We start from the raw sequence: 26,140 nt of genomic DNA on the forward strand, positions 1-26,140 counted from the left end.
AGGTTCACAGATACACATGTGATTCTGGTCACAGGAAATCGAAACGATTTGTGACAATCGCAAACACCCTAAGAAAAAGTCGTTCCCCAACCGTCTTGTTGCAAAAAAAATGATTGCCATGATAGCATAGCAACCAATGGATTGTTATTAAATTCCACCCAAAATAGTGAAGGTGAATGAATGCTAACCGTAAACCGAGATGACGAACGTCCAATCTGGCAGCAACTGCTGGACCAAGCGATCCATAATATTACCTCAGGAAAATGGCAGCCGGGTGAATTGCTACTACCCTCCCGCGAACTCGCTTCTTTAATTGGCGTTTCCCGTTCAACCATTCAGATTGTATATGAGGAGTTATTCAGCCGCGGCTACACTGTCACCTCTCGCCGCGGTGGAACGAGAGTTAGCGAATGGATTTATGCCACTCGTCCTTCAGAGGATGCTGCGCCAAAAGGACCTGTCCCTCCCGAATTGCCTTTATTAAACGCTACAGTCGGTCATTTGCACGGTTGGTTCGGGGACAAAGATCGTCAAAAGGTTGAGGTCGATTTCAGTCCCCATGAGCCATATTTGGACGAACATTTTCAAAAGATTTGGAGACGTTCGTTTTTACAGGCTTCCACAGAAACGAATCTGGACAGCTGGGCTTATGGCAATGCCTATGGATACCAGCCGCTACGAGAACAGATTCAACGTTATTTGTCACTTGAACGGGGCGTTCATGTAAATATCGATCAAATCATGTTAACCTCAGGTGCCCAGCATAGCATCGATTTGATCGCCCAAGCCCTTTTACATGAAGGGAATACCGTTTCTGTAGAAGATCCTGGCTTCCCTGCTGCCTGGATGGCAATGAAGTATCGGCGTATGCAAGTTATCTCCGTTCCAGTTGACGAGTACGGGTTATGCGTAGACCAGATTCATCCGTGCTCCAAGCTTGTCTATGTTACACCATCGCACCAGTGTGCGGTTGGAGTCATTATGTCGGAACCTCGCAGGCAACAATTGTTACACATGGCTGCCGAGCAGCAGTTTTGGATTGTTGAGGATGATTACGACAGCGAATTTCGCTATCGCGGCGACCCACTTCCAACCTTGTTCAGTCAGCGACCTCAGAACACATTGTATATGATGAGTTTTTCCAAAATGATTGCTCCCGGTATACGAATATCAGCAATCGTTGGTCCCAAAGAGGCCATTCGCCAGCTCGCCCAAGTCCATGAATTAACCTATCGGCATCTTCCGATTATGGAGCAATTAACGCTTACTCATTTTATTGAGCATGGTCATTTCATGCGCCATATGAGACGGGTTCGAAATGTATATCGCCGCAGACATGAAGCCATGACGAAGGCCATCATCACGACAGGTCTCGGCGAGCGCTTCACACTAAGCGGCGTAGAAACAGGATTGCATATCCTTCTTGAAGCTGATCAATCGTTTGATGAAGAAGCCGCGACGATCCTCGCACTTGAAAATGGAATCCGTGTTTATCCGCTTAGCAAGTATTGTTTGAAAAGTGATCGAAAAGGATGGGTGCTGGGTTTTGCTAAAGTAGATGAATCCACCATTGAAGAAGGCATTTTTCGTCTTGCAGAGATTACACGGTTTTACCAGGTTTGAACAATTTTTCTTCTTCTATTGGATTTTCTTTCGCAGTGATATGCTGTGGATCTATTCGGTACACCTGAACCGGACCACCGAATACTGCTGAACGGTATTTGTCTACGTGCTGCTTGGGTAAAGGCCGATTATAGTAGCCTGGCACATACTTATTCATCATTTCTTGTAACATGTGTGTAGCCTCATCCAGATCAACAATAGGCTCAGCTTTGCCAAAAATCATTACACTCATATACGCTGTGTCCGTCTTAGCTGGCACCGGATCAGTAATCGTTCCATATTCTTCACAAACTGTAAAACAGACCTCAGGATTAGCATCCACAACCTGATTTCTTCTCCCGCCGGTGGCACCATGGAAATAAAGCTTCCCATTTGTCCAAACAAAATTGAGCGGAACAACATACGGCAAATGACCATCAACCATTCCAAGATGTCCGATTCTAGCTTGCTGCAAAAATGTCTCAATCTTGCTCTTATCCAATACTTCTCTCATTTTGTAACGCACTCCACCCATTGTTATCACTCCTATTATTTTGAAATATGCTGCAAGTTTATCAGCCATTGGAGTGAATATATACGTCCAAAACAACCTGATTAAAGCAATCCATAATCTATTGTCTAAAGCATGAGAAAACGAAAAAGCTGCCGGAACATCCCGGCAGCAGGCATTTTCTTATTACTCCGTATGATTGATGAAATGGGCAATTTCTTTCACTCTCTCCATTGTAATCCCTTCTCTTTGCTCAACTGCAAGGGGATGATTCGTTTGCTCTAATTCTATTAAGGGAACCGCACCAACTTTTTGTGTATGTACCCATGTCTTTAAGGATAGGGTGGTTTCTGGATAGACGGAAAGCTCAGTCGATAACCAGCCAAAATAAGGTTCTTCCTTTTCTCTTCCTTCTACTTGTAGCAATTCATTCGATCTCAAAAAGTTTTCTTCACTAAGAGACACCCAGACACTCCATATAAATTTCTCATTACTATCTATTATTGGTATTTCAATGTGTCCTCTCATAAAGAAATACTGTTCATCAATTACACAAAAGTCTTTTATTAATTCTGTTCGTTTCTCTTCTGGTACCATGTAAAAATAATGTGGCGCTTCTATTCCGTAACAGAAAGGAATTTCATTTAATTCGTTGTGACAGTGAGGGCATTTCATCTCTTTTGCTCCTTATCATTTCTCGCCGATTTTTTATTTACATTACCACATATTTCATGACATGGATCATCTCCCATGCTACAAAAAAAGATCATCCCCAATCTAGCTGGAATGATCTCAATGTTGCTAATCAGTTTTGACAATACCAAACGGAAACCCGTTCCCTTACAAAATTGGCTACGTTGTCTATGTCATTAATATCGAAAAAGGGTAACCCCGGCTGACGCTTGTCCGTCCAACCTACGATCCCTACCAGATGAGTAACGATCGAGAAAAGCTCCTCATCTTCTGGCCTGCGAAGCAAAGCGAGCTTGGGATAGCCTTCACGCTTGAAGCCTTCTACCAAAACGAGCTGGGCCCCGGCATCTGCCAAGCGCTGGATCAGGACGGATAACTCCTGCGGCTTTTGCTCCACGATGGCCGTTTTCGTTTTGGATGTGATCGCAACCAGCGAGGCCCCGGCTTCACGATAACGCCAAGTGTCCTTCCCTGGCTGATCCCACTCAAAATCGTGTCCGCCATCATGCTTGATGACCCCAACTCTTATCCCTGCCTTTTCGAGAATCGGAATGAGCTTGGTGAGCAGCGTCGTCTTGCCACTGTTCGAATAACCGACAATCTGCAAAACACAAGGTGGCTTGACCATCTGCTATCCCTCTCTTCGCCAGGTTGGGGTTGCATGCGTGAGCACATCAACCAGCTCTCCTGCTTTTTTCCCGCTTCCCCCGGCTGGTATGATCATAAAGCATTCGCTGTCCTTCAACGTCCCCAGATTCCCTGCCTTTTCATTGAAATCAGGGATTGCGTGCAAAACCCCGTCTTTTTCGAGGAGCTTCCCTCGCAGATAACGTGGGTATGGACAAGGCTTCGTATAATCGACGCCGAGTCTCGCCTTAATCACCTGTTGTACGACATGGGTTTCTCCCGAGATGCGACGAATGGCTGCTCGCGCAAATAACTCAAACCCGAGGAAACAGGCACCCGGATTCCCTGATAGGGCAATCAACGGCTTGCCCTCCATGAGCATGGCTGTCGTCGGACTTCCCGGACGTATCGCGATCCGGTTGAACAAAAGCTCTACCTCAGGCTCATCTACTAAAGCCGCGATCACATCAAAATCCCCAACGGACACACCACCGCTTGAAATGACCAGATCCACGCCCCGCATGCATTCAGTAATTTTCTCCTTCGCCACTGCCAGATCATCCGGCAATCTCGAAAACGAAACAGGGATGCCCCCTGCTTCGGCAATCAAGGCAGTTAGCATCACCGTATTACTGTTGCGAATTTTGCCTGGAGCAAGCGGCTGATCAATCTCCAACAGCTCGCTTCCAGTCGAAATCAGACCGACACGCGGCTTGCAGAACACCTCGACCTGCGAATAGCCAAACGTAGCCAAGCTGGCGAGCGTACCTGCGTTAATCCGTTCACCCGTTTTGGCAATGATCGTTCCTTTGGCCATCTCTTCACTGCGACGCGATACATTTTCCCCAGGCTTCATCTCCCGCTTGATCCGTACAGTATCAGCCTCTTCGGCTAGGTTGTGCGTTTGCTCAAACATGATGACCGCATCTGCACCCGCAGGCATCATCGCACCTGTCATGATCCGCGTCGCGTAGCCCTTTTTCAATTCTCTAGAAGGTACTTGCCCGGCCGCAACCGTCTCTAGCACTGTTAGTGTAATCAGGTGGTCAACGGAGGCCCCAACCGTATCCGCAGCTCTCACGGCAAACCCATCCAGCGGCGAGCGGTCAAAGTGCGGCAAATCGTATGTTGCATGTAGATCAGAGGCCAGTATCCGCCCGTATGCCTCCCCGATCTGCACTTGTTCCGTTCTCCCTGTTACTACTTTTGCCAAAAGCTTGCTCATCGCTTCCTCAACCGAGATTGTTTGTCGCGAAAAACGCATGGCTTGTTCCCCCTAATCTTGACCACCCATTGCTGCAGCTCGTCAGCCGACGTTTACTTCCAAATCTTCTACTTCTCTCTCCACGTATTTCAAATCTTTATTGGCGTGGAAAGTGTCCGCTTTTTCAACCTTCACGGCTGTATTGTATTCGGGAATACCTGCGTATGTCTCGTATACACCCTTCGGAATGAGTACGTTCCCTTCCGGCCAGTGTACTTGAATATTTCCGCGTCTGGTGTCCTCGAATTTGGCACGTCCTTGGAACGTTCCATATTTATTGTAAACGACGATATTTTCGCCTTCTGCAATGCGCAGTTCTTTTGCATCCTCTGCATTGATCAGGATATCATAACGGTCCGCATTGTTGAACGGGTCTTTCTTGCTATAAATCATCGAGTTGAACTGCTTACCGCGACGAGTCGTTACATAGAAGTGTCCCTCTGGCTTGTTCAAATCCGGAATCTCAATCGGAATCAGATTCGCTCGGCCATCCGGTGTCGGGCATACGCCGCCTTCACACAACCATGCACCGCCCCATTGGAAAACATCTCCGCGGTTTTTCAGATGCTGGATACCATCGTAGTTCGGATTCGCCTGGGCAATCTCTGCGCGAATTTCAGCTGCGCTTGAGAAGTGCATCAGATGCTTTTTCTCCGGATTTACCCGTGCCGCCAGATCAACGTAAATCTCCCATTCCGAACGAGCTTCTTCAATTCGTGGCCCTTCCACTTCGGCACTGAAGTAAACCATACGCTCTGTACTTGTCGAAGTACCGCCACCCGGCTGCTCGTAGCGAGTCATCGCTGGCAGTACGATGACTTCTTCCTTCGCATCCACCAACGTAGATGTATTGAAAATGATGTCCTGATGTACACGAACTTCTATGCTCTCCAAGCATTTTTGCATGAAGTCCGGATCTGGCATCGTCTCCAGGAAGTTGCCGCCACTCGTATAGAACAATCTGGTCTTGCGTTCATGTCCATCTGGCAACACTGCATTTTCCAAAGAAATACCGACGATATCTCCTTGCCATTTCGGGATGGGGAAGTTCCAGAGCTTTTCGATGCGGTTCCAGGATTTTTCTTCAAAATCTCCACCTGGCAAGCTGAACGGATCGGCACCCATTTCACCAGAGCCTTGTACGCCAGAATGTCCGCGAATTGGCATAAGACCAGTGTGCTTGCGACCCAAGAATCCACGAAGGATGGCCAGATTGGCTACTTGAGAAATATTGTCCGTACCGAATTTGTGCTGGGTCAAACCCATACTCCATACGAATACACCATTTTTAGAGTTAGCGAGCAACTCCGCGAATTCCTTGATACGCTCGCGGCTGAGACCCGAGGATTCGACGATCTTGTCCCATGATTCATTCATCACATGCTTGCGCAGCTCTTCGATTCCGTTCGCGTGCTCCTTGATGAAATCATGATTGATCGCAGAACCTGGTTTGGCTTCCTCCATCTCGAACCATATCTTCATCACGCCGTTCATGAATGCGATGTCGCCGCCAATATTCACTTGATAGAAATCGTCCGCAATCTTCGTTCCGAACAAAGCACTATCTGGTACAGATGGGATCCAGTACTTCTCCATCGCTGGCTCTCTGTATGGGTTGATCAGGATGATTTTCGTTCCTGCTTTTTTCGCAGCATACATGTATTTCGTCGATACAGGCTGGTTGTTACCTGGAACAGAGCCCCAGAATACGAGCACATCAGTACCGATCCAATCCTGATAGTTACAGCTCGATGCACCAATCCCAACCGAACGCTTCAATGCGGTCTTGCTCGGCGAGTGGCAAATACGTGATGCATTGTCAATGTTGTTGGTTCCGAGGAAACGAGCCATTTTAGCTGCCGTGTAGTATACCTCGTTCGTAATCCCGCGAGCGGTCAAGAAAAAGGCCAGTTGTTTTGGGCTGATGTCTTTGATTTTTTTCGCAATGCGGTTCAGCGCTTCATCCCAGCTAATGCGCGTGAACTTGTTTTCTCCAGGTTTTCTGGACAGCGGATACGGGATTCTTCCCAGCTTGCGCAATTCTTCGCTGGATAACTTTTGTAGCGCCCGTACATCTTCGAACCATTTTGGATCCATCGCAGACATCGTATTGAGACGCAGCACGTTCAAGCGCGTGGTGCACAAATGCGGACCAGTCAACGTCTGATCGTAGAGTCCAGATACGCCGAGAGCGCAGCCATCGCATACCCCTTGGGTCAAAATGCGATAGGCATACCCCAAATTATCGCGATTGTCATAGGCCACTTTCATCGTATCGCGAATGTGATGCGGCTTGATTTTTCCGAGTCCCATCGGCATCAGTGAAGCCCATAAGGAAGGCTTCCACGAAGTATCCAGCTTAATTGGTCCGCCATGCTTGGTCTTGCCCATTTCTTTTATCTCCCCTCTAATAAACTCCATTGAGACGAAAAAACCACCATGAAACCGTCCCTTGTCCTATAGGAAAAGAGCGTGTTCACGGTGGTTGTCTACGGCAGGTTCGCTACCTAGTCTCAACTTCGTGTTTGCTTTCGCGAATTCCGTTGCGTCTAAGCCGGTGAACAGGAACGCTGCTTCGTCTAGACTTACGGTTCGTTTTTCATTCTTTTTTCAATGTCTTGATCAAATACAAAGATCGACATTCCAAAATCCCGTTCAATGTCAATATCGACGAATAGATCAACGAGTTTTGCTCCAAGAAACGCTTCCATGTCAACTGGCTGGTGTTTCCGATAGATCTCTTTGACCATTTCGGTTCGGGCAGCTCGTAATGTCTGCTTTCCGTCTTCCGAAGTGGCGATGAACTTTTCCACCGGAGAAAGGTTGCCTTCCATCTCGCAGATCGCCCAGTTCTTGCAGAACGTGGTGCTGATCTTGCTAGGTCCCTTTCCCATATGGCGCTTTCGGAAAGCCCTGACCAAATTACTGAATTCTGCTTCGAACTTATTCATCGAGGAAAATCACCTTTACTTCAAATCATTCTCTACTTAAACTTTACCATTGATTAACTAGCCAATTCAACAGACTTTTCTCTTTGTTTGGCTTCTTCCTTCAGTTTTTTGATATCCAGACGGACTAATAGCGAGATCACCAGAGCGACAACGAACATTCCTGCGAAAACACTCATTGTTCCTGTATAGCTTTCTGTCGTCTTGCGAACCCATGCTGCAAAGATCGGTCCTGCCAAGCCGGCAGCAGCCCATGCTGTCAGAATATAGCCGTGAATCGCGCCCAATTGCTTCGTTCCAAACAAGTCACCGATGTACGCGGGAATGGATGCAAAGCCACCGCCGTAACAGGTCATAATGATGAACATCGCAACCATGAACAGGATTGGATTGGACAGATTCGGCAACAGGAAGAACAATACCATTTGGATAACAAAGAAAGCTGTGTACGTATTTGGTCGTCCAATGAAATCAGACAGAGACGCCCAGCCGATTCGTCCCCCACCGTTGAACAAGCCGTTTAGCCCTACCATCAACGCTGCTGTTCCGACAGACATCCCCACCATTTCTTGCGCCATCGGCGATGCTACCGAAATAACGGCGATTCCACAAGTCACATTAATAAACAGCATCAGCCACAGCAAGTAAAAACGGCGTGTCTTGATCGCTTCGTTGGCAGTCAATTGGCACAAATCTTTTTTGATTTGCTTGCTGCCAACCGTTCCCTCAGCGGAAAATCCAGCCGGTACCCAGCCTTTTGGAGGTGGAGCTAAATATTGAGCCGAAGCCAACATTACAACAAAATAAATAATGCCCAAAATATAAAAGGTGTTCGCGATTCCTACATTGGCAATCAAAGCGTTCATAATCGGACTGGCAATCATGGAAGCAAAGCCGAAGCCCATAATGGCAAGACCTGTCGCTAAACCACGGCGATCCGGAAACCATTTGACCAGGGTCGATACTGGCGTAATATAGCCTACCCCGAGTCCGATACCACCCAGCACTCCATAACATAAGTACAGCAGAGGCAAGCTGCTCAATTGAATCGCCAAGCCAGCCCCGACAGTTCCTATTCCGAAAAAGATAGATGCGAGAATACCAGCTTTACGCGGGCCGTGCTTTTCGACATAATGACCGAGGAAGGCAGCAGACAGTCCCAAGAACAAGATCGCAATACTGAACGTAAATTGAACGTCTGGCAAGTCCCAGCCAAACTGCTCGGTAATTGGCTTGGTGAATACACTCCAGGCGTATACCGACCCAATCGAGATGTGGATGCCTACCGCAGCCAACGCGATGAGCCAGCGGTTTTTCACTTTTTGTTCCAAATCATTCATCTCCTTTGTAGTGGTCTTTAGCATACTGTGGATCCATCAGCAGCCTTCTCGAAAAAAAGAAAAACTGCTGATTTCACCGACTCACCCAAGTCTCCTATAAATGGAAACAAGGGCTACGATGAAACACAGCAGTTAATCATCAGCAGGAACGCTACATCAGCATCAACAAGCATTGTGTTCACTATGTAATTCGCTGCAAGGCTACAAAATAATCGGTGGCAGGGTCGCTGCTCCGTGTCAATCTGTCCTTACGCTATGAATACATGGAAAGACGAAAATTTTATGACACTTTTCATCTCACATAGTATACTACCATGTAAGCGTTCACTCGACAATATTTTCCTCACAAAATAGCCATGAAAACTTCATAATTTCGACAAAAAGGAGGCCAGTATGTCCGAGCTAACCATCACCACCCGATTGCCCGTGTTGAAAATTTCGGCTGACCAACATGGCTGGGAAGACGACGAAATCGTTACTGAGTACCCCCTCACGATTTTCCTCAATGATGAGGAATTCGCTACAATCGTATGCACCCCGGCCGACCTGGAAGAAATGGTCATCGGTTTTCTCGCAGCCGAGGGTGTCATTAAGAGCTATTCAGAAATCAAACAGCTTACGATTAATGAGGCCCAAGGGTTTGCTTACGTTGATTTGCATAAAGAAACGATCTTGTCGCAGAGCTTTTACTCCAAACGCAGAATTACTTCCTGCTGCGGAAAAAGCAGACAATCCTTTTACTTTTTTAGCGATGCGCGCACAGCAAAGCCCGTTGAAAACACAACAACTGTCACCCCTGCTCAATGCATGCACCTGATGAAGGAATTGCAAGCGTCGTCTGAGATCCACCGCCAAACAGGTGGCGTCCACAATGCAGCCCTCTGTACACCGGACGAAGTTTTGCTTCAGTTCTCCGATATCGGGCGTCACAATGCACTCGACAAGATCTATGGGAAATGCTTGCGAGATAACATTTCCACCACGGACAAAATTCTAGTATTTAGTGGACGCATCTCGTCTGAGGTGCTGCTCAAGGCTGCCAAGATTGGTGCGGGCATCATTTTGTCCAAGTCAGCTCCAACTGACCTCGCCCTGCAATTGGCAGATGAGCTGAAGCTCACCGCAGTCGGTTTTATCCGCAATGACAAAATGAACGTGTATACACAAGCTGAAAGAATTCTTCTGCTTTAAAGGAGCTATCAAGCAAAAGCGGGACAGGCTGTTGGTAATCTCAAAGCCCGAGTTAACCTCTCGGGCTTTTGTTCTTTGTACGTGGGAATTTGTTATTTGCAGCAGCAATGCTTCTTACTGTGATGCTTGCAGTGGTCGTCATCATCTTCGTCTTCGTCTTCGTCGTCATCCTCTTCTTCGTCTTCATCATCTATTTCATACTTCCTGCAACAGTGGTGGTCATGTTTTTCAAAGCATTTGCAATCATGGTGTTTACAGCAACAGCAGTGACCGTGACAATGTTCATGCTTTTTGCAGCAGCAATGCGGCTCATCGTGTTTTTTGCAGCAGCAGTGAGGCACGGAGTAATCGTCATGTTTCTTGCAGCAACAGTGGTGGTCGTGATATTTGTCGTGTTTTTTGCAGCAGCCGTGGTGGTCGTGATGCTTGTCGTGTTTTTTGCAGCAGCCGTGGTGATCGTGTTTGTCGGGTTTTTTGCAACAACAGTGGTGACCGTGGTGTTTGCCCTGTTCTTTGCACTTTCTTGTCATTGCGCTCCCTCCTTTCATTCGCCATCACTACTATTCATACGGTTTGTCCAGAGAAACGCTTGTATGATAGCCCTCTATGAAAAGCCCCTTTTTTCCAAACAAAAAACAGGACACGTCTCAAGCATGTCCTGTCTTTCTGCGTTTTTCTTCACTTTTTGCCTGTTCGTATTCTTCAGGTGTGTTGACATTAAAGACAGCCCAAGGGTCCAACCATTCATCAGGCAAGGGCAACACACGCAGTTCATCTAAAGTCCGCATCAATCTTCGCTGTCCATTCAATAGCGCCTGCTCCCAATTACTCTGTGTTCTCCGATGGTACACTGCACATAATGGATGGATTCGTCCCTCTGATTGGGCGACAATCACATCCCAGTCGTTGTTCTCCCTGGCAAATTCAATAAGTTTGGCTATTTGTACACGATCCATAAATGGCAGATCGCAGGACAACACCAGCAAAGCATCCTCTGAACTTACACGAAAAGCGGTAACCAGCCCACTTACAGGACCGCAGGATGGTACCAGATCAGGTGTGATTGTGACGGGCTGTTCATCAATTTGTTCCTTTTGTGTCACTTGAGTGCCCGAAAAATCGTTCGTTACAATGAAGCAAGACAAGCCAACCGCCTGTACTTCCTTTATCAGTTCTGTTAAAAAGGTTCCGTCTCTCCACGGTAATTTTTGCTTTGGCGAGCCCATTCTACTGCTCTTTCCGCCCGCTAAAATAACCGCACCGATACGCAGCTGCTGCATAAATTTCCTCCCGGGTGTTGACAATAATCCTTATTAGTTTATAATAAGTTTAAACAAATAATAATTATAAATAAGGAGAGATTCTCATGGAAAACACACTCTACAGCGTTCTAAATAAACAAGTAGCAGACTGGACAGTGCTCTATACGAAACTACACAATTTTCACTGGAATGTAAAAGGACCGCACTTCTTTACGCTCCACGCAAAATTTGAGGAATTGTACAACGAAGCAGCAGCGAATCTTGATACCCTCGCTGAACGAGTCCTCTCCATCGGTGGAAAGCCTGTAGCGACTTTGGCTGCATGTCTGAACACAGCAAGCATCACTGAAGCAGAAGGAAACGAAACAGCTGAGCAAATGGTAGAAACGATCGCGAGAGACTTCTCCATTCTCGTAGATGAACTGAAGCTAGCTATGGAAACGGCAGACCAAGCCGACGATGAAGGGACAGCCGATATGCTGTTGGGAATCCGCAGCAGCCTGGAAAAACACATTTGGATGCTCAAGTCCTTCTTACAATAAGCATGTAAATCAATAGACACCAAAAGGCGATTGTGCATAGGCACATCGCCTCTTTTTGGGTCTTGCCTCCCGTGAAACTGCCTTTTGCCCCCTAGTTACCTAGAGCTAGAGTGAAAAAATCAGTTTCCGCCCGTCCTTTTCTACTTTTACTTGGGGCAAATACTTTAATGACTTCTGTACACCAATGTAGGGACTAGCAAACTCTACCTGGTGCCGTACTTTCAACACGGAGCAGAGATCAGCCAATGACATTGGAGACATTGCTTCCCGTAACAGGTTTTCGATGTGCTTCGCAACTTCCACATAATCATGACGAATGTGCGCCTTTCTCACTTTCATTCGCTTCATCAAGTCATCTGAAAATTCCTCTGTTGATATAGCTACATCGTCTGGATTTTCTTCGTCTCCGATCCCGACTTCGTTATCCAGCTCGCGAATGCGGCTCAAAAGCTGCTTGATGTCAGCTCCCAACTGCTTGTCCTGATCGACATACTGTCGACGCAGTGCCATACGCTGCTCTAGCATGGCCTGCAATGTCATTTGTAACGCTTTCCGTTCGTTAAACATTGCGTTATGTATTCCCCTTTTCGCAAAAAGTAGAATGATGGAATTATATCCAATGATAATATAATTCTCACTAATTGGAAACGGGGGAATTTAAGTGGCAAAATCCTCAACGTAAAGACGGGACTATTTTCCCATTCATCTTTCCAGCCTATTTTAAGCTGCCTTCCCCTCGCTCAATCGATCCGTAATCACCGCAATCGCACCATCACCCGTTACGTTACAAGCGGTACCAAAGCTATCCTGCGCGATGTACAGAGCAATCATCAACGAAGTCAACGTGGTAGTAAATCCAAGCATGGTCTCCATCAATCCAAGTGCTGCCATGACTGCACCACCCGGCACACCTGGTGCTGCGATCATTGTTACGCCCAGCATCAAGATGAATGGAAACATCACACTAAAGGATGTCGTCATGTCATTTAGCATCATGACTGCCATGGAACAGCTGACAAGCGTAATCGTGCTTCCGGAAAGATGGATCGTTGCACAGAGTGGAACGACGAAGTCCGCGATTTTTTCGCTCACACCGTTTTTCTTGGTCTGATTGAGTGTCACAGGAATGGTGGCCGCAGATGATTGTGTTCCAATCGCTGTGAAGTAAGCGGGAAGCATATTTTTTATCAGCGTGAATGGGTTTTTGCGTCCCATCTGGCCTGCTATCATGTACTGCACGAACAAATAGAATAGATGCAAGACGATAATCATGACGAAAACTTTCACGAATACGGACAAAATCATGGTGACTTGTCCACCATAGGTCAGATTAGAAAATACAGACAGGATATGGAAGGGAAGCAACGGGATAATGACGGAAGCGATCAGCTTCTCGACGATATCTCTCAAGTCTACCATTACATTTTGCAGGGCGTTCCCTTTGATGACAGTCGCTCCAAGACCAAGGGTAAAGGCGAGCAACAATGCTGTCATCACACCTACAATCGGCGGCATGTCCACAGTAAAGAATGGCTTCACTAATGCTTCCTCCGGGTTGGCATACTGATTCACCAATCCACCTACCTCAAGAATGTGTGGAAAAATACTCGCACTGACCCAATAAGCAAGCGTTCCTGCAAGGATCGTCGACAGGTAAGCAACCCCTGTGGTTACCCCAAGCAACCGCCCTGCGCCTTTGCCCAGCTCACCGATGCCTGGCGCGATAAATCCAATGATAATCAACGGAATCGCAAATCCGAGGAAATTTCCAAACAGGCCACTAAATGTAGCCAATCCTTTCACAACCCAAATCGGCGAAATAGAGCCGATTCCGACCCCAAGGACAATAGCGATCAGGATTTTGGGTAGTAAACCTAGATTTTTCATCAATATTGAACCTCCGTTTAGTATTAATAAATGATGTCCACGTGGAATGGACTTTGTCTCTTTTACGCGGACTGATGAATAACAAGGTAACATATTCGGGATGAGATTGTCATGAATCGTAAAAAAGTAATAATATTCAAATTAAAAAGAAACCCCCAATGAGCGTTACTTACTCACTTGGGGGAACGATTCTTATTTGGCGCAAAGCACCTGGCGAAATTCCTCTTCGATGTCTGCCAATACGCGCATAGCATTCGCTAGCTCCTGCTCATTTTTTTCCACGATCAGTGTGTGACAACGTCCAAATTGCTTTGCCTGCCTCTCTTTCATTGCCGCCAGCTCTGGTGCATGCTTCGAGAAAAACACAGCAAAATCCATGGCTCGCCTCGCACCTAATTGGAAAGCAAAATAGGAGAGATGACCAATTTCTGCTGGGGAGAGTCCGCCCTCCTCTTCGATCCGCTTGACTACCCGCAAGATCGCTTCCTTTCCGTATAGGACCGAAGCGTTTCGTTTAGCCGATGCACTTTCCTGATAAATCCCTTGGAATAAACGGAGGGCATTTGCAGCTTGTTCCTCCTCTGACGGACTGCCTACACGCTTTGGTGCTGTCCAGTAGTGATAAGAAAAGAGGCGATCGAAGATTTTTTCGGCTTTCCATGCCAAGACAAATTGGGACAATGGCAAGCTCACAAAAGGGAATCCTGCCGGATCATGCAGGTAGATTTCTTGCTCATCCATCCTGTAGGCGAGAACAAAATGGTCAGCTCCTCCCAAATAAGCTGCATTCGGATTATACGTCAAATAGCCCATATCAAGTGGTCCGAGCAAAACGGGCCCATGTTCCATATCACGCCGTAATTCCTCCAATGGTGGCTCTCCCTCAGCATCCGCTGACTTTTCCGTCCAGCGAAATCCTAGTAGCTCCAACGCATGACTTACACCACGATCTGGAATCTCTTGTCCGAAATAAATGACTTTCTGCTCCTCATGCCACATCGCCCCGATGCCTACTCCAGAGAGTACTTCAAGTACAGCAGGCGATACCTTCTCCCCAATTGTCTCCAAAAGCATAGCTGAAGAATTTGCGTAGCAGTACGCGCCACTTCCGATGTACGGTAACATGCTTTTCTCCCTCTTTCTCGTCAATGTATGGCTTACCTATCATTGACTTCGGGACATATGCTTTTCTGACAACGCTTTGCAAAACGCTTCTAGTTGTAACCTTCTTACCTATAATCCACTTCATTCTTCCTCTTCTTCCGACATGACGAAAAACTCTTTCTCCAATCCGGTTTTCTCCCAAAAAGCTTGAGCCGACTCATTTTTCACATCCACAAACACTTGAATGTGCGAAACTTCTTGCGCGAGAAGCCAGCTTTTCAAGCTGTGATAAATCGCTTGCCCCGCTTTTTGTTTACGATATGGTGGAGCCACATACAGTTCATCTACGTGCCCCGAGTAAGTTTCATACACCATCTCTTTTTTCAAGGAGGCAAGTCCATAACCAACAAGCTGGTCGTCATCGTCGAGCGCAATATGTACGACTCCGTATGCCGACCGACAATATTGAACCACCTGCTGTTCGATGCCTGCCATTTCTCCATCTGTTAGCTCGTATTCTGCGGTTTCGATTGCGTTTTGATTCCATAGTTCTACGATTTCCTTCAGGTAACGGCTATCTGCTTGTAGCTGTTCAATGCGCATGTTTGGAAAAATCCTCTCTTACGCGAAATATTTTTTGAAAAACTCCATTTTCTCACTCACGAAAGCATCATCCGAATCGATGCTACCCATGATATGAGGATCATGCATGCACAGCCCCATTAGCCACAATTGGCGAATGCCTGTCATGAGCGGCACCGCTGCCTGATCGTTTTCAGATAAGGGACGAACCTCGGTATATCCTTTTAGAAAAGCATTCCATAGCGACTCCACCAGTTCCTCATCTTCCTCGATCAATATTCGGCTCAGCTTGAAAGCAGCCAGATCATACGCCCGCCAGCCATATCCGCACAGGTCGAAATCAAAGTGGGTATAGGTGTTGTCCTCACAAAAGTTCGTATTAAAATTCCCTTGAAGGTCTCCGTGGCAAATCCCCCAGTCGAGTCCGGCACGGATATGCTCGTTCAGCTTGGCTTCCAGCTCCATCGCCAGCCTTTGGAGAAATTGAAGATCTTCCTTCCGATGCTGCAGACGTGGCTCGATGATGGCTAACGGGCGATGAATTAGCGTCTTGGCGTTCCACACCTCGCGAGCTTGCTGTGTGGAAAAGCCTTCTGCTTTGACATGCAGCTCCGCAACGGCTCTGCCGAATCGTTCGCTCAGTTCCTCGGTATCCATTTCTTGCTCCTTACCCTCAGCAAAAGTGAACAACGAACCAAAGCGATTGCCCTCTGCTGCTTGCAGTCTCAACACATGCTTGCCTGAGCCGTCTGCAATTGGCGCAGATACAGGTACTCCTTGTTTATTCAAATGGAGCAACAGCTCCATCTCGAACGCGACTGCTGCTTCCTCTGTTCGCCAATCACTGCGATACAGTCTGAATATTCGTTTTTGATCGCTCGTCTTCACGAGGTACGTATCGTTCATGCCTCGAAGCATGTAGTGAACGGATTGTATTTGTTCGGTTGGGTATGCTTCCTGAAGTACTTTCTGTAATGCTTTTTCACAGATCGTTGAGTAGACGACGGGTACATGCATAGTCATGCTGCTCCTTTTTTGCCAAGTATTGGTGAGTTATTATGGAAGACGTGTGAATCGGGAAAAGGACACAATAAAAAAGAACCTTGAAGGGCTAATGGCCGATCAAGGTCTGGTACAGGCTGCGACGATTTGTCCCCCTTACTGAATAAGCTCTTCCAGGAATCGGGCAACATAAGTAATGGATTTGTATTCGTCACGCTCATCAGAAGGCTTGATGTCAAAAAGAGTTATTTCCTCACTTTTCCCTTGATCTCTCGCAATTCTTCGAGAATCAGATCGTATTTGTCGCTGTATTTGTCCAGCAAGTCTTGCAGTCGCCCCTCGCGCTCGCGATTTGCCTTCATAATATAAAACAACAACCAGACAAACAAAGCAGCAAATGGCCCTTGCTGAAGTAATACGGTTGTTACTTGATCTTCCATGTTTGATCTCCCCTTTTGTCACTGTACAGAACGAGTGCCCCCGCATCGTTCTTATCTGTATTTTGTACAAAGGGCTTGTACATAATTCGTTGAGGGCAAAATTTTTATCCATACTTTTCTTTTTCCCTCTCATTTAGTACAATAGGCTTGTACATCCTCACAGGAAGGACTGGCACGCTCATGCTATCTCAGCGCTTACGCACAGCTCGTAAGACAAAAGGTCTGACCCAGGAAGAGTTGGCAGAGCATGTCTGCACGACCAAGGGGACGATCAGTAACTACGAGAATAACCACAGCACACCACCGAATGACATGCTGCGGCAATTGGCTGATGTGCTGGACGTCACGACCGATTGGTTGTTGGGCCGCACAGATGAAGTCACGGCTTATATTCTCCCAGCAACAGGAGAGATAAATCAACGTTCGTTGGACGAGCTCTTGCAGGAAAAGATCGATGACCCCGACGACTACTATTTCCTAGACGGGTATCTGGACGCTTCAGAAGAGGAGAAAAAAGAAATTCGCCGCTACTGGTACGACTTGAAGAAACAGTGGAAAGTCCGTAAAGTACGCGAGGAACGCCCTCCTTCTTTGTTTGACATCACGGAAGACATCAAAAAAAAATAACCCCAGTGCGGGGTTTTCTTTTCAACCAAAAACAGAACGTACGTTCTTTACCATTCATCTAGGAGGTCCTTGATGCTTCACTCCCTTTTGCAAGAAATCTGCGAACCGCAAACATGGCTCGAGAGTCGCGTGTACTTGTTGCTTCAACATCACGGCATCGATTCGCCCGAACAAATCGATCTGCATCTGCTATGCGAGACGTACGGAATCGAGATCCATCACATTTGCGGCAGGAGTCGTACACACGCGCACCCCTTTTCGCCGGGACGTTTTGTCATTGCGGTGGACGAGCGCCTCGATCTGGCAACCCAGCGGGTAAAAATCGCGCATGAACTCGGACATTTGCTTCTTCACGAAGGCATTCAGCCCCAGAGTAGCGAATGGATGATTGACTGGCAAGAATCGCAGGCAAATCATTTTGCCGAGCATTTGCTGCTTCCCATTTACATGATGAGCCCCCTTTTGGCCGATTGCTCGCGATACAACGCTCCGGCTGTGTTGGCTCAGCGCTTTCAGGTGCCGATGCCTCTTGCCCGTGCCCGTTTTGAGCGCATACTGAGCCGTATGTATGCCAAAGGTTTTCCTGTCTATGGGTAAATGACGACATTATTTTTATGCAGGAGGCGATACCTGATGAAACGAGTCTTTATTGCTGGTGATGCATACACGACTCATTTTTTTGATCTCGCCTTGGAACAAGACGAGGAGCTGTCGCTGTTACCCTCTTTGCAGGTAGCCAGCTATCACGTGGCCCGCTTTGCTCTCATCATGCGAGATGAAGGCCTTAGTGGTCTCGGTATTTTTCCTGGAGATGCCCTCTTGATCTCAGACTTTTCGATGGAGCCTGTAAAAGACAGACCTGTGTTGATCCGACAGGAGGGGCAGTTCCTTGTACGCATCGCAGCAGACGTCAATCCATTAGAATGTCTGTTTACTACCACCCGCGAGCAAGACACGCCCATGCTACTCCCCTCGGAAAATATTCGCATTACAGGTGTGGTATCCGGGATTATTCCACGTTCATCATCGTGACATCATTAAGCAGCCAATCCTTGATTGCTGCCACCGTTTGCTGCCACTGCTCCTGCGGAGTAATGGCAGCGGGCTTGTCACCCTCCTGCGATCCATAGCTTCCGAACTGCGAGTGGTTTCCCCCTTCTATAGTCATGTACACCGTACGCTCCGGCAAATATTGCTTGCTCTCCTCAAACCTTTCCATATTAATAACACCGTCGCGAGACCCGAGCAAAGACAGCACAGACAAATTCACCTTCTTCAAGTTCCCCTGACTGTTCGGATACGCTCCCAGTAAAAACACGCCGTTGATTCGGTCCGGGTGGTTTGCTGCGAATTGAGCTGCCATAGTACCACCGAGTGAATGTCCTCCGATGACAAACGTTTTATTTGGGTACGCGTTTAATACTTGTGTGGCTCTCGTCATATCACTCACAGCCAAATTTAGCGGCATTCGTGCGAGAAAAACATGGTAGCCGGAGCCTGCCAAGGCACGTGCAATCGGTGCATAGCTCTCCGGTTTAACGAGTGCTCCCGGATATAAGATGAGTCCCGGTTCGCGTGACTCCCCGCCTTGGAAGATAATCCAGTCATTCGTATCCATGACCGTTATCCCTTCACCGCCTTGCATAGCCGTTAGTGCTGCCTGATCGGGCTGATATGGCTGCAAATACCATATAGCCAGACAAATCGCTGCAAGTGTCACCAATACGAGTGCCTGAAACCATTTTTTACGCGCTTGACTCATCCTACCACCCCGTTTCCGCCCCTATGTATGATGCTACTTATTATGTCTCAAACACGCTGCACATGTGCATAAATTGTGAATCTCGACATTTCCGTAGTGTTGACGAACTGATTTTTACTTAGTAGTATTCAAACATACTACTTGATTTTCGCCAAAAAGAGAAGGGATGGGAATTGTTATGAACCTACAGGATGTGCAATTTTGCGAGGAACTGGTAAGAAGTGCTGGATTGGAGCTGCTAGTGGAATTTGAAAAAGGCGCGCCTTGCCACAGCAAGGAAGCAATGGCTAAACGCTTTGAAGAGGTGCATCCCGTGGTCGAAGCTCGAATAAAGCGCTCATAATCCGAGCGGTTCCCCACCTATCAATTCTCTGACGCCGAATTCGATCTGGCTGCACAGGAAAAGCCTGAATTTACAAGTCCTTATTGGGTGATGGATGCAATCGATGGAGCCGTTCACATCCAAATCGCAGCTGAGTGAGTGCATTCTAGGGACGCTCTTTGCTTCCTCCGAGCCGATGAACCATTTGGTCGGAAAGTATACAGCGAATTCCTTGACGCGAGTGATGCCAGATGCTTTTGCCATCCGCATGCAAAGCGCGGTATCACTTCATCTGGCCTATGTGGCGTGCGGTCGACTCGACGGTTACTGGGAATACGGTGAAGGGGTGTATGATTGGCTGGCTGGTGCTCTTTTGGTCCAGGAAGCCGGAGGCAAAATTACGGATACACAGGGGAATGATTTTTGCTGGAAAAGCACAGGCATCGTAGCAGCAGGCTCGACCATCTTCCCTCGGCTGCTCCAATTGACCCCGGCTTCATAACGAACAGATAAAAAGGGTGAGCCTATGCGCATCACCCTTTCTCCTTTTTCCGCTCACGAAAACGGCGCACCTTCATCAGGTTTCCGCACATTTTGTCATCGCACCAGCGGCGCACCCGGTTGCGGCTTTCATCATAAAACACCCAGCGGCAATCCTCGTTGTCACATATTTTGATTCGCTCCAGATGCTGCGGGGCAAGCAGCTCTGCGAAAGAAGCCGCAATTTGTGCCATGACGAGAGGCCAGCCCTCTGCTTGGCTGGATTGCTTTTGCCTGTAGCCGCCCTCTTCATCTACATACAACACCTGCGTATGAAAAGGGGCGAGAGCCAACACTTTGTTCAATTCCGCAAGGTCCTCCTCTTGGAATCGGTCTCCACGGACAACGGCTTCCAGCATACGTCTCAAACGCTCCCGCAATTGCAAAAGAGCCGCGGCATACGCCTCATTCATCGGCAGCGGAGCGGTTAGCTTGTATGTTTGCAAAAAGGATGACAGCCATTCCTGGTTCTCCAGGCGATTTTCCCAACGACCAGAACCGCGCCAATCCCGCCAATCACTATTTAAGAAATCAATACAAAGCCAGTCCATGCCATCCACTCTCCTGACGAAACCCTTCATTTTTCTCTCTTGTATGACCATACAGGATATGGTAATCTTTATTCGTAACTATCGTAAGTCAATTAGCTAGTTACATACCCGTTTCTTATTGCTATTATAGCGTTTCATCAATCTGTTTCACAGACGAGGAGGAAGCGTATGAATCGGAAGGAATTGCTTTTGCACGGATGGGAATGTGCGTATGACAAGGAAGACTGGTATCCACCCCTAAAAGAAGTGCTTTCCGGAGTATCAGCAGCGGAGGCTAGCTGGCGCCCTGTGGGAGAAGCAGCCAACACCATCTGGGAAAACGTCAGCCACCTTCTTTATTACAAAGAACGCCTCTTGCATCGTCTTTTGGGCACCGAATTCCCTAGCTCCGCTGAGACGAACGATGATACCTTCACCCCATCGGGTGGACCCGATGACGAAGACGCTTGGCAAGCTACCCTCTTGCGTATGGAAAGCGTCCACCGCCACATTCATGAACAGCTTTCCTTGCTGACGGATGAAGAGTTAGACCAGATAGCTACCTATACACCCATTTACCAAAACGTACTGAGTCTTGTCTTGCATGATGCGTTTCATACGGGACAAATCGTCCAAATTCGCAAGCTGCAAGGCTCCTGGCCTGCCAGACGCTCATTTGAATAACAAAATTTCACATTGATTAATCCCGAACAATCCTTTATAGTTGATAAATCACATAATTTCATACATGTTATCCTCATCTTTCACGGTGAGGATAGAGGTCGCGGCTTTTATATCATCCTGTACGAGATTCAGAGAAAATCAATGACTCCAGGTAAGGAAAATCCGCCGAAGCTCATATCGCGTCTCTGTGCGATTGGGTTGGGGCTGTACTCGAAAGGGGCAGAACTGTCACGTTTGCATGCCAAGCAAACGTGGTGAGCTATCTTCAGTGAAGGCTTGGTGGGGATTGGATGATACCGCCCTATGCCATTTTTTTGGCTATGGCGGTTTTTTAATTTCCGACCTTCCTTCTCAAAAATCAAGAAAGGTCGTGCAAGCAGCTTATGTCACAAAATCAATTGCAACGTGGTTTGAAAGCCCGACACCTGACGATGATCGCCATCGGCGGCTCGATTGGGACGGGATTGTTTCTCGCGAGTGGAGGCTCGATTCATTCCGCCGGACCAGGTGGAGCTTTAGTCGCCTATCTCGCTATTAGTATCATGGTTTACTTTTTAATGACCAGCTTGGGGGAAATGGCGGCCTTTATGCCTGTTTCCGGTTCGTTCTCGACGTATGCCACACGGTTCGTCGATCCATCTCTCGGCTTTGCTCTCGGTTGGAACTACTGGTACAACTGGGCGATTACCATTGCCGTCGAGCTGTCAGCTTCCGCACTCATTATGAAATATTGGTTCCCGGATACCCCAGCGATAGTGTGGAGCGCTTTGTTCCTCGGATTGCTGTTTGCCTTGAATCTCCTGTCTGTGAAGGCCTATGGAGAATCTGAATATTGGTTCGCCTTGATTAAAGTAGTAACGGTTATCATCTTTATTATTGTCGGTGTGTTGATGATTTTTGGCATTATGGGTGGTCAAGCAGTTGGCTTCCAAAACTTCACCAAAGGCGACGCGCCATTCAATGGCGGCTTCATGGCTCTGCTCGGTGTCTTTATGATTGCCGGATTCTCTTTCCAAGGAACAGAGCTGGTTGGAGTAGCAGCTGGGGAGAGCGAAGACCCTGCCCGCAATATTCCGAAGGCCATCCGTCAAATTTTTTGGCGCATCCTGCTCTTCTACATCCTCGCTATTTTGATCATCGGGTTGCTGGTTCCATACGATAATCCAAATCTGATCAGTGGCGACCTTACGGATATTGCGATCAGTCCGTTTACGATTGTATTTGAAAATGCCGGTTTTGCTTTTGCAGCGTCCGTCATGAATGCCGTTATTCTTACGTCTGTATTGTCTGCTGGTAACTCTGGCATGTACGCCTCTACACGCATGCTGTGGAACTTGGCGAAAGAAGGAAAAGCACCAAAATGGTTCGCAAAAGTAACAAGTAACGGCGTACCGATCAATGCCTTGATCTTGACTGCGCTCATCGGCGCCCTTGCTTTTCTGTCCTCTCTGTTTGGGGAGGGCGAAGTGTACGTATGGCTTTTGAATGCGTCCGGTATGTCAGGCTTCATCGCTTGGCTGGGAATTGCCATTAGTCACTACCGTTTTCGCAAAGCGTTTATCGCTCAGGGTCGAGACTTAAGCGAATTGCCTTATCGAGCAAAGTGGTTCCCGTTTGGACCGATTTTTGCCTTCATCATTTGCTGTATCGTTATTTTGGGGCAAAACTACTCCGCATTTATGGGGGGAACGGTCGACTGGTATGGCGTCCTGGTCTCTTACATTGGCCTACCACTCTTCTTACTCATTTGGCTCGCTTATAAAATCAGCCAAAAGACCAAGGTCGTCCCTCTTGAACAAGTAGACTTCAGTATGGATGAATACACGAAATAATCGAAGAAAAATTTCGGACTCCCGTGATCTAGACGGGAGTCCTTTTTCATGTTTGCCACCCTATTAAAAACTGCCCTAAAATAACCGATAGTATAGAAAAGAAGCAATTGAGATCCGTTTCCTTCTGTCCTCACAACTCATACTAGTCATCTGATAAAGGGTAACCATGATCTCCCTGCCTTCACGACTGAACATGAATCCATGTGAGGAGAGTAGAACATGCAAATCCACTCGTATTCCCGCTACCTACCCCCCCAGCTCCCAACTAGCCAAACTGCACCTAAAATGGTGACAGGAACTAGTCTGGGATTGCCCAAACCCGATACGGTAGACCTTCGTTCACACAAGGCACGCGAGCTACCTGCTGATGCCATCGAACATCACAGCGTCCAATTTTTCTTTAGCACGGAGATTAATGAGCGTTTGGATAAAATTTTCGCAGATAAACCACCTGAGGCTCGTAAAGCCTTTGACCACATCCTGGAGCGAAACTTTTTCAACTCCCAATCCACCTACACCGATGAAGAAAGAGCTGCTTTGGTAGAAGTCGGTTTAACCCAAGGCAAATATTTAGCAGATCAATACATGGCTGATGGGAAAAATGCTGCTGAATTTTTGGATACCCTCCATCTGCTCGCAGGCGTTGCCAAAACACGAAAGGTTGACCCTGCAACTGGCAGTGTCAGCTACGTAGAGCTTCCGCAAAAACCACAAGGGGCGCCGAACGACTATGTTAATCCATCCAAGCTGATGGAGCGGTATGACCCGGAAGCCTATAAAAAAATGCAAGCGGCCACAACCAATCAAACAGAGAAAGTAAGCATGCTGATTCAATTCGTCAAAAAGCTGCAACATCGTCCTGACTGGATCACACAATACCGAAACGAACAAGCTACGCTTCTCTCCGATTTAAAAAATACAAAAATCACTAACCGCTTTGAGAATGTAAATACAAAGGACACCACTGAATTTGTTCGTCAAATGAATACGCTCACTGAAGATGCTCCCTTTTCCGATATCACATCATTGCTACAAACGAATCTTGCTTCTTTTATGAAGAGCCTGGTCAAGAAAACGAGTTAACTGCACAAAGATGATCGGCACAGCCCCTCCCGAACTTTCTGGGACTGGGGCTGTTTTTTCTGGTGTAGTCCGAGTCCCGTTGCTTTTCCATTTAAGGAAATGTACAGGCAGGTGGTGGATATACTAATCCATAAAGGAGGAGACGAACATGGATGACAATCGCGAAAACGACCTGCCTGATTTCAAGCAACTGGATGACAGACTGATCGCTCAACCTCCCACTAGTCCAATACTCGCAATCCGTACCAATCTGGACAAGGAACCAAATGACGTCGACAATCCGTATGTGCAGCAAGACTCTACATCCACTGGACAAAATAAGGGGGAAGCAAATGACTGATCGTACCTCACAGGAAAAGCCCGACATGGGTTATAACGGAAGCAATATGCATGGTTACTCCCTTACGCCAAAGGAAGGGACATTGGACCAAACTGCCAAATCGGCTACGGAAAACAAAGAAAACAGGGACAAAGAATAGTACTTTTCCCATTATGAAAAACAAATCCCCTTTGGGGAAACAGGCAGATGCTCACTTTGCCTGTTTCCGGAAGGGGATTTCTTTTGGATTTCTGACCAAGAACGTGGTGAAAACATTTTTTCATTGACGAAATTGTGTTGGAAATATATACTTTTTATGGATTTGCCAATGAGAATCATTATCATAGTCGTATATATAATCAGGAGGATCCCCATGAAATCTAGGCTTTTCAAACACATTTATAGCACAACTTTAGTCACTTCTCTCCTCACAGGTGGCGCCCATTTTGCTCTGGCCGCTCCACTCGTAGCCACTGCGGAACAGACGGATCTTTCCCCTTTGTCGCTAGATTTCGCAGTCGAACAGGCAATAAAGTCCAGCATTGATCTGGAGCTGCTTCGGCTTGAATTAGATATTACGGAGTATGAAACATCCATCACACTAAGAGAAAAAGAAGGAATCAAAAAAACCGACGTCATAACTCTGGCTGATGCAAAAAAGAAATTCGAGGACGCCGCCAAAGCGATCAAAGAAGTGGTTTTCGATGAAGTAGCCCTGAATACACAAAAAAACTCCGTTCAATTGCAAGTACATAAAGCTTTCTTCGAAGTCCAATCATTAGACGCCAAAATCAAAGCGCAAAAGAAGAGCTTGCAAAGACAGTACTGGTTGAACTCCCAAGAAACAGAGGCTCACAAAAATCTTGCTGCCCTTGAAGCCAGCTACAAGCAAGCATTGGCCAAGCTCAACGATTTATTGAATGAAAAAGCAGACAGACAATGGAGAATGATCGCGACTGATCTGACCCAGCACGAGCTGCTTTCCCTGGAGCAATTGCAAGCAAAAGCTTTTGAAAAGCGTCCTGAGATGATCAAGGCGCAAGCAGAAATAGACTTTACCCAAGTAAGAATTGATTACACGGCAGAGTATTCGGCACTAAGCACACATAAAGGAATAATTGCAAAAAATGAGCACAAAAAAGCGGAACTGCAAAAACAAAAAACGCAAAAGAAAATCGGTCAAGAAGTAAGTGACAACTATACGAAGGTACTGGCGGCGAAAAAGGCATTAGAAGAAAGTACAACAAAGAAAGAAACCGCATTGGAGCGCTATCAGGCAACAATCGATCAATATAGATTAGGGAGAGCATCCATGAAAGAACTGATGGAAAACGAAGCAAGCCTGTTTGACTCTGAAACAAAAGCAATTGAATCGGTTTATCAATACAATCTCGCTGTTACCACCTTGAACCAGTCAACTGGCTATTAATATTCCTCATTACGAAG

General features: G+C 47.1%; 32 protein-coding genes and 1 riboswitch. Of the genes, 14 read left to right on the top strand and 18 right to left on the bottom strand.

Annotation, left to right across the window (positions count from 1 at the left end):
- Nucleotides 1–180: 180 nt before the first annotated feature.
- Nucleotides 181–1,623, top strand: coding sequence for a MocR-like pyridoxine biosynthesis transcription factor PdxR (gene pdxR, locus HPY31_RS19600; protein ID WP_172142086.1), 1,443 nt, complete (start codon nt 181–183; stop codon nt 1,621–1,623).
- Here the strand turns inward: pdxR and HPY31_RS19605 are convergent.
- The 7 genes from HPY31_RS19605 to HPY31_RS19635 form a co-directional block, all read right to left on the bottom strand.
- The gene (locus HPY31_RS19605; RefSeq protein WP_172142087.1) at nt 1,601–2,137 is read right to left on the bottom strand and encodes a pyridoxamine 5'-phosphate oxidase family protein; all 537 of its coding nucleotides are present in this window, start codon (nt 2,135–2,137) and stop codon (nt 1,601–1,603) included. The two genes, pdxR and HPY31_RS19605, sit on opposite strands and share 23 nt — an antisense overlap.
- A 162-nt stretch (nt 2,138–2,299) precedes the next feature.
- Nucleotides 2,300–2,788, bottom strand: coding sequence for a DUF2199 domain-containing protein (locus HPY31_RS19610; protein ID WP_172142088.1), 489 nt, complete (start codon nt 2,786–2,788; stop codon nt 2,300–2,302).
- 130 nt (nt 2,789–2,918) lie between these two features.
- Complete coding sequence (gene mobB / locus HPY31_RS19615) at nt 2,919–3,434, bottom strand: molybdopterin-guanine dinucleotide biosynthesis protein B (protein WP_172142089.1); 516 nt, start codon at nt 3,432–3,434, stop codon at nt 2,919–2,921.
- Between the two features lie 3 nt (nt 3,435–3,437).
- Nucleotides 3,438–4,697, bottom strand: coding sequence for a molybdopterin molybdotransferase MoeA (locus tag HPY31_RS19620; RefSeq protein WP_172142090.1), 1,260 nt, complete (start codon nt 4,695–4,697; stop codon nt 3,438–3,440).
- Between the two features lie 42 nt (nt 4,698–4,739).
- A complete protein-coding gene (locus tag HPY31_RS19625; RefSeq protein ID WP_172142091.1) occupies nt 4,740–7,088 on the bottom strand; it encodes an FdhF/YdeP family oxidoreductase in 2,349 nt (782 codons plus the stop codon).
- Between the two features lie 194 nt (nt 7,089–7,282).
- Nucleotides 7,283–7,648, bottom strand: a complete 366-nt coding sequence (locus HPY31_RS19630) for a Na-translocating system protein MpsC family protein (protein WP_007722503.1) — start codon at nt 7,646–7,648, stop codon at nt 7,283–7,285.
- A gap of 53 nt (nt 7,649–7,701) precedes the next feature.
- On the bottom strand, nt 7,702–8,976 hold the full coding sequence (locus tag HPY31_RS19635; protein ID WP_305793571.1) for an L-lactate MFS transporter: 1,275 nt from the start codon (nt 8,974–8,976) through the stop codon (nt 7,702–7,704).
- A gap of 402 nt (nt 8,977–9,378) precedes the next feature.
- Here HPY31_RS19635 and fdhD point away from each other — a divergent pair, with 402 nt between their 5' ends.
- Entirely contained in the window at nt 9,379–10,176 is a 798-nt protein-coding gene (fdhD, locus tag HPY31_RS19640) for a formate dehydrogenase accessory sulfurtransferase FdhD (protein ID WP_172142093.1), read from the top strand.
- 52 nt (nt 10,177–10,228) lie between these two features.
- Here the strand turns inward: fdhD and HPY31_RS19645 are convergent, their stop codons facing one another.
- From HPY31_RS19645 to HPY31_RS19655, 3 genes are all read right to left on the bottom strand, one after another.
- The gene (locus HPY31_RS19645; protein ID WP_172142094.1) at nt 10,229–10,366 is read right to left on the bottom strand and encodes a hypothetical protein; all 138 of its coding nucleotides are present in this window, start codon (nt 10,364–10,366) and stop codon (nt 10,229–10,231) included.
- Complete coding sequence (locus tag HPY31_RS19650) at nt 10,367–10,531, bottom strand: hypothetical protein (protein ID WP_172142095.1); 165 nt, start codon at nt 10,529–10,531, stop codon at nt 10,367–10,369. It lies immediately after the preceding gene.
- Between the two features lie 292 nt (nt 10,532–10,823).
- Entirely contained in the window at nt 10,824–11,456 is a 633-nt protein-coding gene (locus tag HPY31_RS19655; RefSeq protein WP_172142096.1) for a molybdenum cofactor guanylyltransferase, read from the bottom strand.
- Nucleotides 11,457–11,542: 86 nt separating this feature from the next.
- On the opposite strand from HPY31_RS19655, the gene HPY31_RS19660 reads away from it, so the two are divergent.
- A complete protein-coding gene (locus HPY31_RS19660; RefSeq protein WP_172142097.1) occupies nt 11,543–11,980 on the top strand; it encodes a Dps family protein in 438 nt (145 codons plus the stop codon).
- 105 nt (nt 11,981–12,085) lie between these two features.
- Here the strand turns inward: HPY31_RS19660 and HPY31_RS19665 are convergent, their stop codons facing one another.
- The 6 genes from HPY31_RS19665 to HPY31_RS19690 all read right to left on the bottom strand — a co-directional run bounded on the left by HPY31_RS19665 (nt 12,086) and on the right by HPY31_RS19690 (nt 16,995).
- Nucleotides 12,086–12,547, bottom strand: a complete 462-nt coding sequence (locus tag HPY31_RS19665; RefSeq protein WP_172142098.1) for a hypothetical protein — start codon at nt 12,545–12,547, stop codon at nt 12,086–12,088.
- A 153-nt stretch (nt 12,548–12,700) separates the two neighbouring features.
- Complete coding sequence (locus HPY31_RS19670; RefSeq protein ID WP_172142099.1) at nt 12,701–13,867, bottom strand: dicarboxylate/amino acid:cation symporter; 1,167 nt, start codon at nt 13,865–13,867, stop codon at nt 12,701–12,703.
- Nucleotides 13,868–14,059: 192 nt separating this feature from the next.
- Complete coding sequence (locus HPY31_RS19675; protein WP_172142100.1) at nt 14,060–14,992, bottom strand: hypothetical protein; 933 nt, start codon at nt 14,990–14,992, stop codon at nt 14,060–14,062.
- Between the two features lie 120 nt (nt 14,993–15,112).
- Nucleotides 15,113–15,574, bottom strand: a complete 462-nt coding sequence (locus HPY31_RS19680) for a GNAT family N-acetyltransferase (protein WP_172142101.1) — start codon at nt 15,572–15,574, stop codon at nt 15,113–15,115.
- A gap of 18 nt (nt 15,575–15,592) precedes the next feature.
- Nucleotides 15,593–16,576: a homoserine kinase gene (locus HPY31_RS19685; protein ID WP_253901880.1), complete on the bottom strand. Its 984-nt coding sequence runs from the start codon at nt 16,574–16,576 to the stop codon at nt 15,593–15,595.
- Nucleotides 16,577–16,800: 224 nt separating this feature from the next.
- Nucleotides 16,801–16,995, bottom strand: coding sequence for a BhlA/UviB family holin-like peptide (locus HPY31_RS19690; RefSeq protein WP_012684855.1), 195 nt, complete (start codon nt 16,993–16,995; stop codon nt 16,801–16,803).
- A gap of 180 nt (nt 16,996–17,175) precedes the next feature.
- On the opposite strand from HPY31_RS19690, the gene HPY31_RS19695 reads away from it, so the two are divergent.
- The 3 genes from HPY31_RS19695 (at nt 17,176) to HPY31_RS19705 (ending at nt 18,654) form a co-directional block, all read left to right on the top strand.
- Nucleotides 17,176–17,622, top strand: coding sequence for a helix-turn-helix domain-containing protein (locus HPY31_RS19695; protein WP_172142102.1), 447 nt, complete (start codon nt 17,176–17,178; stop codon nt 17,620–17,622).
- Nucleotides 17,623–17,694: 72 nt separating this feature from the next.
- Nucleotides 17,695–18,219, top strand: coding sequence for an ImmA/IrrE family metallo-endopeptidase (locus HPY31_RS19700; protein ID WP_172142103.1), 525 nt, complete (start codon nt 17,695–17,697; stop codon nt 18,217–18,219).
- Between the two features lie 36 nt (nt 18,220–18,255).
- Nucleotides 18,256–18,654, top strand: a complete 399-nt coding sequence (locus HPY31_RS19705) for a hypothetical protein (RefSeq protein WP_172142104.1) — start codon at nt 18,256–18,258, stop codon at nt 18,652–18,654.
- Here HPY31_RS19705 and HPY31_RS19710 read toward each other — a convergent pair.
- Entirely contained in the window at nt 18,632–19,384 is a 753-nt protein-coding gene (locus HPY31_RS19710) for an alpha/beta fold hydrolase (RefSeq protein WP_172142105.1), read from the bottom strand. The genes HPY31_RS19705 and HPY31_RS19710 overlap by 23 nt on opposite strands.
- 178 nt (nt 19,385–19,562) lie before the next feature.
- Here HPY31_RS19710 and HPY31_RS19715 point away from each other — a divergent pair, with 178 nt between their 5' ends.
- Together HPY31_RS19715 and HPY31_RS19720 are read left to right on the top strand one after the other, a co-directional pair.
- On the top strand, nt 19,563–19,727 hold the full coding sequence (locus HPY31_RS19715; RefSeq protein ID WP_172142106.1) for a hypothetical protein: 165 nt from the start codon (nt 19,563–19,565) through the stop codon (nt 19,725–19,727).
- Nucleotides 19,728–19,830: 103 nt separating this feature from the next.
- Entirely contained in the window at nt 19,831–20,208 is a 378-nt protein-coding gene (locus HPY31_RS19720) for an inositol monophosphatase family protein (protein WP_172142107.1), read from the top strand.
- 31 nt (nt 20,209–20,239) lie between these two features.
- Here HPY31_RS19720 and HPY31_RS19725 read toward each other — a convergent pair whose 3' ends face one another.
- The gene (locus tag HPY31_RS19725) at nt 20,240–20,797 is read right to left on the bottom strand and encodes a CGNR zinc finger domain-containing protein (RefSeq protein ID WP_172142108.1); all 558 of its coding nucleotides are present in this window, start codon (nt 20,795–20,797) and stop codon (nt 20,240–20,242) included.
- A 168-nt stretch (nt 20,798–20,965) separates the two neighbouring features.
- Between HPY31_RS19725 and HPY31_RS19730 the strand changes: the two genes are divergently transcribed.
- The 6 genes from HPY31_RS19730 (at nt 20,966) to HPY31_RS19755 (ending at nt 26,123) form a co-directional block, all read left to right on the top strand.
- Nucleotides 20,966–21,460 carry a DinB family protein gene (locus HPY31_RS19730; protein WP_172142109.1) on the top strand — a complete coding sequence of 165 codons (495 nt, stop codon included), beginning with the start codon at nt 20,966–20,968 and terminating at the stop codon, nt 21,458–21,460.
- Nucleotides 21,461–21,544: 84 nt separating this feature from the next.
- Nucleotides 21,545–21,730, top strand: a riboswitch (Lysine riboswitch).
- 113 nt (nt 21,731–21,843) lie between these two features.
- Nucleotides 21,844–23,292 carry an amino acid permease gene (locus HPY31_RS19735; protein WP_172142110.1) on the top strand — a complete coding sequence of 483 codons (1,449 nt, stop codon included), beginning with the start codon at nt 21,844–21,846 and terminating at the stop codon, nt 23,290–23,292.
- 219 nt (nt 23,293–23,511) lie between these two features.
- Entirely contained in the window at nt 23,512–24,375 is an 864-nt protein-coding gene (locus HPY31_RS19740; RefSeq protein WP_172142111.1) for a hypothetical protein, read from the top strand.
- 148 nt (nt 24,376–24,523) lie between these two features.
- Nucleotides 24,524–24,715, top strand: a complete 192-nt coding sequence (locus tag HPY31_RS19745; RefSeq protein WP_016741646.1) for a hypothetical protein — start codon at nt 24,524–24,526, stop codon at nt 24,713–24,715.
- Nucleotides 24,708–24,854: a hypothetical protein gene (locus HPY31_RS19750; RefSeq protein ID WP_172142112.1), complete on the top strand. Its 147-nt coding sequence runs from the start codon at nt 24,708–24,710 to the stop codon at nt 24,852–24,854. Before HPY31_RS19745 ends, HPY31_RS19750 begins: the two co-directional genes overlap by 8 nt.
- Nucleotides 24,855–25,067: 213 nt before the next feature.
- Nucleotides 25,068–26,123: a TolC family protein gene (locus HPY31_RS19755; RefSeq protein WP_172142113.1), complete on the top strand. Its 1,056-nt coding sequence runs from the start codon at nt 25,068–25,070 to the stop codon at nt 26,121–26,123.
- The last annotated feature ends 17 nt before the right edge of the window (nt 26,124–26,140 follow it).

The sequence above is a fragment of the Brevibacillus sp. HB1.3 genome (assembly GCF_013186635.1).
GTDB lineage: Bacteria > Bacillota > Bacilli > Brevibacillales > Brevibacillaceae > Brevibacillus > Brevibacillus brevis_D.